Origin of the sequence: Rothia sp. HMSC072E10 (genome assembly GCF_001813965.1) — a bacterium.
Taxonomy (GTDB): domain Bacteria; phylum Actinomycetota; class Actinomycetes; order Actinomycetales; family Micrococcaceae; genus Rothia; species Rothia mucilaginosa_A.
Genome location: NZ_KV814486.1, coordinates 232,822 through 246,873, shown reverse-complemented (window position 1 = coordinate 246,873; position 14,052 = coordinate 232,822). Strand labels below are relative to the sequence as shown.

At 58.4% G+C, this 14,052-nt stretch carries 6 protein-coding genes; all 6 read right to left on the bottom strand.

Going from position 1 to position 14,052, the window contains the following annotated elements:
* Positions 1-58: 58 nt before the first annotated feature.
* The 6 genes from fusA to rpoB all read right to left on the bottom strand — a co-directional run bounded on the left by fusA (position 59) and on the right by rpoB (position 13,867).
* Positions 59-2,173: an elongation factor G gene (gene fusA, locus HMPREF2944_RS02645; RefSeq protein WP_070680202.1), complete on the bottom strand. Its 2,115-nt coding sequence runs from the start codon at positions 2,171-2,173 to the stop codon at positions 59-61.
* A 72-nt stretch (positions 2,174-2,245) separates the two neighbouring features.
* Positions 2,246-2,716 (bottom strand): 30S ribosomal protein S7, encoded by a 471-nt coding sequence (gene rpsG / locus HMPREF2944_RS02640; protein WP_005504941.1) that lies wholly within the window; start codon positions 2,714-2,716, stop codon positions 2,246-2,248.
* Positions 2,716-3,090, bottom strand: coding sequence for a 30S ribosomal protein S12 (gene rpsL / locus HMPREF2944_RS02635; RefSeq protein WP_005504939.1), 375 nt, complete (start codon positions 3,088-3,090; stop codon positions 2,716-2,718). Before rpsL ends, rpsG begins: the two co-directional genes overlap by 1 nt.
* A gap of 604 nt (positions 3,091-3,694) precedes the next feature.
* Positions 3,695-5,731 carry a neutral/alkaline non-lysosomal ceramidase N-terminal domain-containing protein gene (locus HMPREF2944_RS02630; RefSeq protein ID WP_070680199.1) on the bottom strand — a complete coding sequence of 679 codons (2,037 nt, stop codon included), beginning with the start codon at positions 5,729-5,731 and terminating at the stop codon, positions 3,695-3,697.
* A gap of 607 nt (positions 5,732-6,338) precedes the next feature.
* Entirely contained in the window at positions 6,339-10,250 is a 3,912-nt protein-coding gene (locus HMPREF2944_RS02625; protein ID WP_070680195.1) for a DNA-directed RNA polymerase subunit beta', read from the bottom strand.
* Positions 10,251-10,360: 110 nt separating this feature from the next.
* Complete coding sequence (rpoB, locus tag HMPREF2944_RS02620) at positions 10,361-13,867, bottom strand: DNA-directed RNA polymerase subunit beta (RefSeq protein ID WP_049331898.1); 3,507 nt, start codon at positions 13,865-13,867, stop codon at positions 10,361-10,363.
* Positions 13,868-14,052 lie beyond the last annotated feature (185 nt).

Here is a 14,052-nt window from a genome sequence, read left to right as displayed (position 1 = left end):
AAAAATTTCGCTGTGGGCCACGGGTTTTACCCCGTGGCCCACGGGTGAGTCGCGAGAATTACTCGCCGCGGCTCTTCTGGATGATCTCGTCAGCGACGTTCTTGGGAACCTCGCCGTAGCTATCGAATGCCATCGAGAACACTGCACGACCCTGGGTCTTGCCACGCAGGTCGCCAATGTAACCGAACATCTCGGTCAGGGGCACGATAGCCTTGATGATCTTAACGCCGGATGCGTCCTCCATGGAACGAACCTGGCCACGGCGGGAGTTCAGGTCGCCGATCACGTCGCCCATGTACTCCTCGGGGGTACGAACCTCAACGTCCATCAGCGGCTCGAGCAGGACCGGGTTAGCGCGCTTAGCGCCTTCCTTGAAGACCATCGAACCAGCGATCTTGAACGCCATTTCGGAGGAGTCGACGTCGTGGTAAGCACCGTCGAGCAGGGTTGCCTTCACGCCCACCATCGGGTAGCCAGCGAGGACACCGAACTTCATGGCGTCCTGGATACCAGCGTCGACCGAGGGGATGTACTCGCGAGGCACGCGGCCACCGGTGACCTTGTCCTCGAACAGGTACAGCTCTTCGCCATCCAGGGGCAGGGGCTCGAAGGAGACCTGCACCTTTGCGAACTGACCGGAACCACCGGTCTGCTTCTTGTGGGTGTAGTCGACCTTCTCGACTGCCTTCTTGATGGTCTCGCGGTAAGCAACCTGAGGCTTACCAACGTTAGCCTCAACCTTGAACTCGCGCTTCATACGGTCAACGATGATGTCCAGGTGCAGCTCACCCATACCACCAATTTCGGTCTGACCGGTTTCTTCGTTCAGCGAAACGGTGAAGGTGGGGTCCTCAGCGGAGAGCTTCTGGATAGCGGTGGACATCTTCTCCTGGTCGCCCTTGGTCTTGGGCTCAATAGCCACGAAGATCACGGGGTCGGGGAAGGTCATCGACTCGAGGACAATCGGGTGTGCGGGGTCGCACAGGGTGTCACCGGTGGTGGTGTCCTTCAGACCGATTGCTGCGTAAATGTGACCTGCGGTGATCTCCTCAACAGGGTTCTCCTTGTTGGAGTGCATCTGGAAGAGCTTACCGATGCGCTCCTTCTTACCCTTGGTGGAGTTCAGAACCTGCTGGCCCTGAGCTGCCACACCGGAGTACACGCGGGTGTAGGTCAGCTGACCGTAGAACGGGTGAGCTGCAACCTTGAATGCCAGTGCTGCGAAGGGCTCGTCAGCGGATGCCTTACGGGTCAGCTTCTCTTCCTCGTTGGAGGGGTTGGAGCCGACGACGTCCGGAACGTCCAGCGGAGAGGGCAGGTAATCAATCACGGCGTCCAGCATGGGCTGAACACCGCGGTTCTTGAATGCAGAACCGCAGAGAACGGGGAATGCCTCGCCTGCGATCACGAGCTGGCGGATACCAGCCTTGATCTCGGGGATGGTCAGCTCGCCCTCTTCGAGGTACTTCTCCATGAGCTCTTCGCTGGACTCGGCAACAGCCTCCACCAGCTCAGCGCGGTACTGCTCAGCCTTCTCAACCAGGTCAGCAGGAATCTCCTGAACCTCGTAGGAGGCACCCATGGTCACGTCGCCCTTGGCGTCGCCGGGCCACACATATGCCTTCATCTCGAGCAGGTCGACAACGCCGATGAAGTCGCTCTCAGCACCGATGGGGAGCTGGAGGACCAGCGGGCGAGCGCCCAGGCGGTCGATGATGGTCTGAACGGTGAAGTAGAAGTCCGCGCCCATCTTGTCCATCTTGTTGACGAAGCAGATACGGGGGACGTCGTACTTGTCAGCCTGACGCCAAACGGTCTCAGACTGGGGCTCAACACCTTCCTTGCCGTCGAACACAGCAACTGCGCCGTCGAGGACGCGCAGGGAGCGCTCAACCTCAACGGTGAAGTCGACGTGGCCGGGGGTGTCGATAATGTTGATCTGGTTGCCCTTCCAGAAGCAGGTGGTTGCTGCGGAGGTAATGGTAATACCTCGCTCCTGCTCCTGAGCCATCCAGTCCATGGTGGAAGCGCCGTCGTGGGTCTCACCGATCTTGTGGTTAATACCGGTGTAGAACAGAATGCGCTCAGTGGTGGTGGTCTTACCGGCGTCGATGTGCGCCATAATACCGATGTTGCGGACCTTGTTAAGGTCGGTGAACACGTCAAGTGCCACGTTATTCTCCCTAAATGAGATACTCCGAAAGCCTGCCGACTCGAATCGACTCGGCAGGCTCTAAACGGAGAATTACCAGCGGTAGTGTGCGAAGGCCTTGTTGGACTCGGCCATCTTGTGAGTGTCCTCGCGACGCTTCACAGCGGCACCGAGACCGTTGGACGCATCCAGGATCTCGTTCATCAGACGCTCAGTCATGGTCTTCTCGCGGCGCTGCTTGGAGAAGCCAACGAGCCAGCGAAGAGCCAGAGCGGTGGAACGGCCGGGGCGAACCTCAACCGGAACCTGGTAGGTCGCACCGCCAACGCGGCGGGAGCGAACCTCGAGAGAAGGCTTGATGTTGTCCATAGCCTTCTTCAGGGTTGCGACCGGATCGGAACCGGTCTTCTTCTCGACGCCCTCGAGGGCACCGTAGACGATGCGCTCTGCGACGGACTTCTTACCGTCCAGCAGAACCTTGTTGATCAGCTGAGTGACCAGCGCAGAACCGTAAACAGGATCGTTTACGAGGGGACGCTTGGGAGCGGGACCCTTACGAGGCATTACTTCTTCTCCTTCTTAGCGCCGTAGCGGGAGCGAGCCTGGCCGCGACCCTTAACACCCTGGGTATCCAGAGCGCCACGAACGATCTTGTAGCGAACACCGGGGAGGTCCTTCACACGACCACCGCGAACGAGCACAATCGAGTGCTCCTGCAGGTTGTGGCCCTCACCGGGAATGTATGCGGTAACCTCGACGCCGCCGTTGAGCTTGACACGAGCGACCTTACGCAGTGCCGAGTTCGGCTTCTTCGGGGTGGTGGTGTACACACGGGTGCACACGCCACGCTTCATGGGGTTGCCCTTCAGTGCGGGCGCCTTGGTCTTAACGACCTTGGGAGTCCGGCCCTTACGGACCAGCTGCTGAATAGTAGGCACGTTTTCTCCGTTGCTTGATCGGGTTTCTCGTTGGAGAAGCCCGTATAAACTTACTGGCCCCCATCGCGGTGGATGGGTGCTCTCGGTTATCAGAAACGCTCGGGTGCACTGGGCACTCCGGTTGGTTTCTATAGGTTCCTCAACTCTCGGCGAGTTCTGTCTCCTTTTCATCCGAAGACGAAAAGTTTTTGGGCACACGTAAAAATGGCATTTAGGCGTCAGCAAAAAGCAACGCCAAAGGACGGTATCCATACTGCCATTGATTCGTTTGCCCGTATCCTCGGAAAGTCCCGAGGGAACCCACCAAGGGTGGATCCAGTACACCGAGCTCAAGTACTTCGCATAAGACTATACAGGTTAAACTCGGCTTAATCTAGCGGGACTGCGCGGATTTTCCACTTTTAAGCAGATATTGAAGGCAGTTTCCGGTGATTTGCACCACTTAAATTACATGCTTGCAATTCTGCCCTTATCAACTCCCACGGCATCACCCCGACACCCCGTTATACGAATATACGAAAAGTCGCCAAGAACCCGAGTTCTTGGCGACTTCTCATGTACCGGCAAAGGCGCAAGCATCGCCCAATCCCGTTGCTGTCAGTATTTAGACAACCTGGAACTGGCGAGTCTGACCTTCAAAGTTGGTCTTCGCACCCGTAATCTTCTTTGCGGTGCCGAAATAACGAATGCGGTACTGGCCCTTTGGGGTATTCAAGGGAACCTTCCAACGAACCGTCACCTGCGAGGCGGCAATACCCATGCGCTTCCACTCGTAGAAGGTATCCGGGTTGTTATCGCCCGTGTAGTACTTCCACGTATTGCCCTCTCGACGCTCAATCACGAAGTAGCTACCGTCGTGATGAATATTGTTATTCGGGTGAGCGCCGACAAAGCGCGCGGAAACCTCCTGCCGACCAGCAATAGCGTCCTGCGGCTGCTGAGTGACCTGCCCATATCGCGTGCCAAACATCGGGCTGTCATAGACGACCTTGCCCTGAGCGCTGGAGACCGGTCGACGATCCTGCGGACGATCGCCGATACTCAGAGAAGTACCGTTCTTCAGGGAGGTACCCACTTCGTTAATCGTCTGGCGGAAAGCGCTGGAGGTATAACGACCAAAGAGGGTTGCGCCGCCCTCGTACTGCTGCGAATCGTACTCCTCGGGGGTCGTCACATAGTGGTCATAGGCGTTGGTGTACCCCTGCAGAATAATATGCGACTCGGGCACGCCGAAGAGCTTAGCGGCGTCCTGACGATACTGCACGCCCACCGCGCCGGTAAATTCGCCCGGCATACCGAGCAGGTAGTAGTCACCGAAACGCATAATCTGAACGGGGAACTTCTCCTGAATGATCGTTCCATTTTTAGCAGAGAAGAGGACACCCTTCGGTTTCTGACAGCTAATCTGAGCGGAGCTCGGAGTAAAAGCAAGGAATCCCAAAATCGAGGGACGTCCGGAACCTTCCTTATACACATCCCAGCCGCCACCGCCATCTTCGGTCGAGCCGGCACCAAAAGCGGTGCCCAAGAATCCCTGACAGGTGCGTTCGTTACGGCCGGTTCCGGTGTACTTTGCGTCAACGTTCATACCTGAGAAGTTGAAGTAGGAGATTCGCGAATCCAGGCCGGTGCCTACCGAGTTACCTGCGCTCTTGAGCTGGGCACGCACGGCATCTGCCTGCTTCTGCCCCTGAATCTTCAGGTTCTGATGGTCATCCTTGGTGGGCCCCTGACCCGGCTTGAGCCACGTATTCGGAGAAACGTCACCGGCGTTTGCATTGGCAAAAGCGGCCACAAAACCATCTCCGCTACCCGGGACATTACGGTCAATGCCGTGATCCTGGTTCTCCAGCAGATACTCGGCGTAGCCCTTGTTATCGCTTGAAATCAGGGTATTCTTCGAGGTCAGAGAGGTCGGGTGCAACGCGTACCAATTCAGCACCGCGCGAGTCTTACCGTTACGCTCCAGACGCAGGGTCATGTTAGTCGGGTCGGTACCGTTCGGAAGCTTGGAACGCAGCTCCTGCGAATCTCGGTTATAAGCCTCGCGCGAACGGTTCACACCCACACCCGTGAGCTTAGAGGTCGAGACCGTCAGGTTGCCAGGGGCCAGGTCTCTCGTTGCCTGACGCACGGCCTTCATGGTTCCCTCAACCTGGGCATTAAAGGTGTCCTGGTGAAATCCCAGGGTCGTGATGTTGTACAGGCTCTGGTGGGTAATGCCGCCCGGGGTCGCATGCGTATGAGTTGCGGTAATCATGATGTTCGATTCCGAGTATTCAGATCCATACTCGGCGCGGATACGCTTGACCAGCTCATCTCGGAGAGACTGCCAGCCGGTGAGAGCATCCAACACCACGATGAGGTTACGCTGACCGCTGGCACGGTCAACAGCAATAAAGGCGCGAGCATACTGACGGGTATGCACACCACTACCCTTCTGGGAAGTCTCGCCGTAGCCCATGAAACCGACCTCGCCGGGTTCACCGGTAATATCGGCTGCGCCGGCACCCACGAGGTAGGGCGTGGCTTGGGAGGCTTGAGCCGCGGGGGCCGCCCCGGCCATCTGGCCGGAAGGCAAAATTGCGGAGGCGGCAATCAGGCAGGCGGCGCCCACACGTGCCAGAGATCGCTTGGGCATGACGAGTCGTGAAAACAGAGAGTTCTTGGCCTTCGTTGTGGACGAGGACGCAAATACCTGCTGGAACGAGGGACACGGAGTGATACCGGAAGTATGCAGGGTGAAGATATTTCTCCCCGATCCGGAAGTGACTGGAGTGATATGCATGCCTTCAAGAGTAAATCCAAGTCAGAGCGTTTTCCAATCACCCAAGCATCCTAATATACAAGAATATATATTCTTTATATTGCTCAACAAAAACGAATAAATGGTCTATAAAGAGGTGTTTACTCTAGTAAACCCAGTAAACCTAACCGCTCTCCCCCACTGCAAAAATTTGCAATCGAGAGAATTTTTCTCTCTGTGTAAATTCTGTTTCTACTGAGATTCTCCCAAAATATTTTGGAGAAACAACGAACGCAACGCGCACCCATATCAAATCTTAAAGACAGGATTCACAAAAGCCTCAACCACTGCCACAACCATCGTGATTAGAAAAGCCTGGGTTCCTTCTCTCTCATACCCCACCCACACGCGAATATGCAAAAGCGCGGATACCCGAGAGAAATCTCGAGTATCCGCGCTTTTATGAATGCTTAGGCTTCAGACCTAGCGAGCAGCAGGAAGCTTAGAGCTCCAGGCCACGGCCGTACTCGTCCAGCGAAACGGCGCGGAAACCGCCGTTGTTACCGTAGGAGTACACCTCGCTGTCGATCTGGAAAGCGCTCGGGTAACCGCCGCCGAAGGTGTCCAGAGACTGCAGACGCTCAGCGGTAGCCTGAGCGCTCGGCTCAACCTCAATATCGTTGTAACGTGCCAGACCGGTACCGGCAGGAACCAGCTTACCGATGATCACGTTCTCCTTCAGGCCGAGCAGCGGGTCGGTCTTAGCCTCCATAGCTGCCTGAGTCAGGACGCGGGTGGTCTCCTGGAAGGAGGCCGCCGACAGCCAGGACTCGGTAGCCAGCGAAGCCTTGGTAATACCCATCATCTCGGGACGACCGGCAGCAGGCTTCTTGCCCTCGAGCAGAGCCTTGCGGTTTGCGGTCTGGAAGACAATGTTATCGACCAGCTCACCCGGCAGAAGGTCGGTGTCACCGGACTCAATCACGGTCACGCGACGCAGCATCTGGCGGACGATAACCTCGACGTGCTTGTCGTGGATTTCCACACCCTGCGACTTGTACACGCCCTGAACCTCACTCACCAGGTGCTTCTGAGCCTCACGAGGACCGCGAATTCGCAGGACCTCCTTCGGGTCAACAGAACCGCTAGCCAGCTGGTCACCGACATGGACGTAATCGCCATTCTGCAGCTTAGAAGCCGCACGGCGCAGAACGGTGTAGGACTGGGGCTCAGAACCGTCGTCCGGGGTCACCACAATCTTGTAGGACTTCTCGGTATCCTCAATGGCCACGCGACCGGACACCTCAGAAATCGGGGCGACACCCTTGGGGGTACGGGCCTCGAACAGCTCCTGAATACGGGGCAGACCCTGGGTAATATCGTCTGCCGATGCCACACCACCGGTGTGGAAGGTACGCATGGTCAGCTGGGTACCGGGCTCACCAATCGACTGAGCCGCAATAATACCAACAGCCTCACCAATGTCGACCAGAACGTTCGAAGCCATCGAACGGCCGTAGCACAGTGCGCACACGCCGATAGCCGACTCACAGGTCAGAACCGAGCGGACACGCAGCTCCTTCACACCAGCCTTGAACAGCTTCTCGATGAGCTCATCGGAAACGTCAGCGCCAGCCTCAGCCAAAACGTTGCCAGCCTCGTCCTTCACGTCCACCGCGAGGGTACGACCGTGAATCGAAGTCTCAACGTCCGGGTGCAGGTTGCCGTCGGCGTCAACCAGCGGGAGCATCAGACCGCGGCGGGTGCCGCAGTCATGCTCACGCACGATAACGTCCTGCGACACATCCACCAGACGACGGGTCAGGTAACCCGAGTTAGCGGTACGCAGTGCGGTATCAGCCAGACCCTTACGTGCACCGTGGGTTGCGATGAAGTACTCCAGAACCGACAGGCCCTCACGGTAGGAGGACTTAATCGGGCGAGGCATAATCTCACCCTTCGGGTTCGACACCAGACCACGGATACCCGCAATCTGACGGACCTGCATCCAGTTACCACGTGCACCAGAGGTCACCATGCGGTAAATGGTGTTCAGACCGCCATGAGAGCTCAGGTTCTCACGCATAGCCTCAGCAACCACGTCGGTAGCCTCGGTCCAAACCTTAATCAGCTCCTGACGACGCTCTTCATCGTCAATGGTACCGATCTCGAAGTCGTCCTGAATTGCGGCAGCCTGCTTCTCGTAGCGCTCCATGATTGCCGGCTTCTCGGAGGGAGTAGCGATATCGGAGACGGCCACGGTCACGCCCGAACGGGATGCCCAGTAGAAACCTGCGTTCTTCAGGTTATCCAGGGCACGAGCCACAACATCCATCGGGTAACGCTCAGCCAGATCGTTAATCAGGCTACCCAGGCCCTTCTTGTCTGCCACACCGGTGAACCAGGGGTAGTCCTTCGGCAGAGCCTGGTTGAACAGGACCTGGCCAACGGTGCAGTCCAGCAACACGGGGTCGCCGGGCTTGTAGCCCTCGGGAGCTTCCCAACCTTCGGGAGCAACGAACTGGTCGCCGTCCAGCAGGATCTTCACCTTGGTGTACAGCTCAATCTCGTGACGATCCATCGCCATCAGAGCCTCAGAAACCGAGGAGAAAGCGTGGCCCTCGTTCTTCTGACCATCGCGAGGAGTGGTCAGGTGGTACAGACCGATGATCATATCCTGCGAAGGAACGGCCACGGGACGGCCATCCGACGGCTTCAGGATGTTGTTCGAGGACAGCATGAGGATACGAGCCTCAGCCTGGGCCTCGGGAGACAACGGCAGGTGAACTGCCATCTGATCACCATCGAAGTCAGCGTTGAACGCGGAGCAAACCAGCGGGTGCAGCTGGATAGCCTTACCCTCAACCAGCTTCGGCTCAAATGCCTGAATACCGAGGCGGTGCAGGGTAGGTGCACGGTTCAGCAACACGGGGTGCTCGGCGATAACCTCTTCCAGAACATCCCAAACCTGCGGGCGGAAACGCTCAACCATGCGCTTAGCGCTCTTAATGTTCTGAGCGTGGCTCAGCTCCACCAGACGCTTCATGACGAAGGGCTTGAAGAGCTCCAGCGCCATCTGCTTGGGCAGACCACACTGGTGCATCTGCAGCTGCGGACCAACCACAATCACGGAACGACCGGAGTAGTCCACGCGCTTACCCAGCAGGTTCTGACGGAAACGACCCTGCTTACCCTTGAGCATGTCCGACAGAGACTTCAGGGGACGGTTGCCGGGGCCGGTCACCGGACGGCCACGACGGCCGTTGTCGAAGAGCGAGTCCACAGCTTCCTGCAGCATACGCTTCTCGTTGTTCACGATGATCTCGGGAGCGCCCAGCTCCAGCAGACGCTTCAGACGGTTGTTACGGTTGATCACACGACGGTACAGGTCGTTCAGGTCGGAGGTCGCAAAGCGGCCACCGTCCAGCTGAACCATCGGGCGCAGCTCCGGCGGGATGACCGGAACAACGTCCAGAACCATACCCAGCGGGGAGTTGTTGGTGGTCAGGAAGGCGTTAACAACCTTCAGACGCTTCAGGGCACGGGTCTTCTTCTGGCCCTTACCGGTCTGAATGATCTCCTTGAGAGCCTCGGCCTCAGCTTCCAGGTCGAAAGACTCCAGACGCTTCTTGATAGCCTCGGCGCCCATGGCACCCTCAAAATACATGCCGTACTTGTCCACCATGGAACGGTACAGAGCTTCGTTACCCTCGAGGTCAGCGACCTTCAGGGACTTGAAACGCTCCCACACGTTCTCCAGGTGAGCAACCTCGCGCTCGTAGCGCTTACGCACGGAGGCAAGCTGACGCTCAGCGTTATCGCGCAGCTTGCGCTTCTCAGCAGCCTTACCGCCCTCTGCCTCGATACGAGCCAGTTCGGACTCAACCTCACGGCTAATAGCGTTCACGTCAGCGTTCAGAGCAGCCTCAAGCTCCTGCTTCTCACGGTCGTGAGCAGCCTGCAGCATCGGCAGATCCTCGTGACGAGCCTCCTCGTCAACGCTGGTAATCATGTACGCAGCGAAGTAAATGACCTTCTCCAGGTCCTTCGGAGCCAGATCCAGCAGGTAGCCCAGACGGGAAGGAACACCCTTGAAGTACCAAATGTGGGTCACGGGAGCGGCCAGCTCAATGTGGCCCATGCGCTCGCGACGCACCTTGGAACGGGTCACCTCAACGCCACAGCGCTCACACACAATGCCCTTGAAGCGCACGCGCTTGTACTTACCGCAGTAGCACTCCCAGTCCTTGGTGGGGCCGAAGATACGCTCGTCGAAGAGGCCGTCCTTCTCGGGCTTCAGGGTACGGTAGTTGATGGTCTCGGGCTTCTTAACCTCACCAAAGGACCAACGACGGATGTCGTCGGCGGTGGCGAGGCCAATTCGCATCAAACCAAGCGAAGATTCGTTGGACATATCGGTCCTAATCTCTTTCTGTAAGTTTCTGAAGACTTGGGTTTGCGGGTGGGAACCCCACAACGCATGCGAGCGCATGCGGGGTTCTCCACCCTAGAAGGAGGCGGTGCTTATGCCTCGTCGACCGAGCTGGGCTCGTCGTGGGTCAGGCTCACGCCCATATCTTCTGCTGCCCGGAAGCCTTCTTCCTCCGAGTCGCTCATCTCGATAATCTTGCCGTCGGTGGAGAGCACCTCGACGTTCAGGCACAGAGACTGCATTTCCTTGATAAGAACCTTGAAGGATTCGGGGATACCCGGCTCAGGGATGTTCTCGCCCTTCACGATAGCCTCGTAAACCTTCACACGGCCCGCCACGTCATCGGACTTGACGGTCAGGATTTCCTGCAGGGTGTATGCGGCGCCGTATGCTTCCAGCGCCCACACTTCCATCTCACCGAAGCGCTGACCACCGAACTGCGCCTTACCACCCAGGGGCTGCTGGGTAATCATCGAGTACGGACCGGTGGAACGAGCGTGAATCTTGTCATCCACCAGGTGGTGCAGCTTCAGGATGTACTGGTAACCAACCGAAATCGGGTCCGGGAACGGCTCACCGGAACGGCCGTCAATCAGACGTGCCTTACCGGAACGGTTGATCAGACGGTCACCATCGCGGTTCGGGTTCGAGTGGTCCATAAGGTCGAACAGCTCGTCCTCGTGGGCACCGTCGAACACCGGGGTTGCCAGGCGGGTCGGGCCGGATTCCTTCGGGAAGTTCGGCATGTGCTTAAGCCACTCGGGCTCGCCCTCAATCTTCCAACCCTGCTTAGCCAGCCAACCGGTGTGGACTTCCAGAACCTGACCAATGTTCATACGACCGGGCACGCCCAGCGGGTTCAGGATGACATCCACGGGGGTACCGTCTTCCAGGAAGGGCATATCCTCGATCGGCAGGATCTTGGAAATAACACCCTTGTTACCGTGGCGGCCTGCAAGCTTGTCGCCGTCGGTAATCTTACGCTTCTGAGCCACGTACACGCGGACCAGCTGGTTCACGCCCGGGGGCAGATCGTCTTCGTCGTTGTTCTCGCGGTCGAAGATACGGATACCGATGACGGTACCGGACTCACCGTGAGGAACCTTCAGGGAGGTGTCGCGAACTTCGCGAGACTTCTCACCGAAGATTGCGCGCAGCAGGCGCTCCTCGGGGGTCAGCTCGGTCTCGCCCTTGGGGGTAACCTTACCGACGAGGATGTCGCCAGCCTCAACCTCGGCACCGATGTGGATGATGCCGCGCTCGTCCAGAGCCGAGAGAACATCCTCGGACACGTTCGGGATGTCGCGGGTAATCTCCTCGGGGCCCAGCTTGGTGTCGCGGGCGTCAATCTCGTGCTCCTCGATGTGAATCGAGGTCAGCACGTCCTCAGAAACCATGCGCTGGGAGAGGATGATCGCATCCTCGTAGTTCAGGCCTTCCCACGGCATGTATGCCACGAGCAGGTTCTTACCCAGTGCAAGCTCGCCACCGTCGGTGGAGGGGCCGTCAGCGATAACGTCGCGGTATTCGACGCGCTGGCCTTCCTTCACCACTACGCGCTGGTTGTAGCAGTTACCCGGGTTCGAGCGGGAGAACTTCATGATCGGGTAGGTTGAGACAGAGCCGTCGTCGTTACGGACGATAACGGTCTTAGCGTCCACGGAGGAAACCACACCGGGCTTCTTCGCGAGCACGGAGTCACCGGAGTCCAGTGCTGCGTACTTCTCCATACCGGTACCAACCACGGGAGCCTCAGACTCCAGCAGGGGCACAGCCTGACGCTGCATGTTAGCACCCATCAGTGCTCGGTTAGCGTCGTCGTGCTCCAGGTAAGGAATCAGGGCGGTAGCCACGGACACCATCTGGCGCGGGGAGACGTCCATGTACTGAACGGCACCGGGAGCAACCAGAACAGCTTCGCCAGAACCATCGCCTGCACGGCAGAGAACCTCGTTCTCAGCGAAGGTGCGGTCCGGGTTCAGAGGCGCGTTTGCCTGCGCGATAACAACAGACTTCTCGTCGTCAGCGGTCAGGTAGCGGACCTCATCGGTCACGCGACCATCGGTCACCACGCGGTAGGGGGTCTCGATGAAACCGAAGGAGTTGATGCGACCGTAGGTTGCCAGCGAACCAATCAGACCAATGTTCGGGCCTTCAGGGGTTTCGATGGGGCACATGCGGCCGTAGTGCGAGGGGTGCACGTCTCGCACTTCCATGCCTGCGCGGTCTCGGGACAGACCACCAGGGCCCAGAGCGGACAGACGACGCTTGTGGGTCAGACCCGCCAGCGGGTTGTTCTGGTCCATGAACTGCGACAGCTGAGAGGTACCGAAGAACTCCTTGATAGCTGCCACGACGGGGCGGATGTTCACCAGGGACTGCGGGGTGATAGCCTCAACGTCCTGGGTGGTCATGCGCTCGCGGACCACACGCTCCATACGGGACAGACCGGTACGGATCTGGTTCTCAATCAGCTCGCCCACGGTGCGGATGCGGCGGTTACCGAAGTGGTCGATATCGTCGATGTCGACCTTCAGGGAGATTTCCTTGCCGTCGCGTACGCCCGGGATGCTGGTCTCGCCAGCGTGCAGAGCGCAGAGGTAACGGATCATCTGGGCGATGTCGTCCTGGCTGAGCACGGAGGCCTCGGGGGAATCCAGGGGAACGTCCACGCCAAGCTTACGGTTCAGCTTGTAACGGCCGACCTTGGCCAGGTCGTAGCGGCGCGGGGTGAAGTACATGTTGTCCAGCAGAGCCTGGGCAGCCTCAACCGTCGGGGGCTCACCCGGGCGCAGCTTACGGTAGATGTCCAGCAGAGCCTCATCGCGGTCCTTGACGGAGTCCTTCTCGAGGGTTGCGCGGATGGAGTCGTACTGACCGAACTCAGCCAGAATCTTGGACTCGGTCCAGCCCAGGGCCTTGAGCAGAACGGTCACGGACTGCTTACGCTTGCGGTCCAGACGAACGCCCACCTGGTCGCGCTTGTCAATCTCAAGCTCGAACCATGCACCGCGGGAGGGAATCACGCGGGCCGAGTAGATGTCCTTATCGGAGGTGCGGTCCGGAGCCTTCTCGAAGTAGGCGCCGGGGGAACGCACCAGCTGGGAGACAACCACGCGCTCGGTACCGTTAATCACGAAGGTACCGGCCTCGGTCATCAGGGGGAAGTCGCCCATGAACAGGGTCTGCTGCTTAACCTCGCCGGTAGCGAGGTTCATGAATTCAGCCTTGATATACAGCGGTGCCGAGTAGGTTGCGTCGCGGTCCTTGCACTCCTCGACGGAGTACTTGGGGTCGGCGAACTCGGGCTCGGAGAAGGAGAGCTGCATGGTCTCCTGGAAGTCGCGAATCGGGGAAATCTCTTCAAAGATCTCAGCCAGACCGGACTTTGCGGGAACAGAGGTGTCACCAGCAGCCTGCGCGGACTCCAGACGCTCCAGCCAACGCTCGTTACCTACGAGGCGGTCGAAGCTATCGGTCTGGATAGCAAGCAGGTTGGGAACCTTCAGCGGTTCGTTAATCTTCGCGAATGAAATTCGGCGCGAGACGTTCTCTGCGCCGTTAGCGGCGTCATGGTTAGAGGTGCTCGAAGCGACCAAAATGGGGATCCTTCCACAGACATGTCTGTTAGCAATCAGCCTCCCGGCGACTTTACCGGCGACATGACGACCTCGGCCCCCGCATAAACGGTGCTCGAAGCTACAGATGTCGGACGGAAAACGTCACCTTCAGCCCGTGCCCACCGCTATATGAAGGCACAAAGGTTAGGGAAAGCGTAAATACT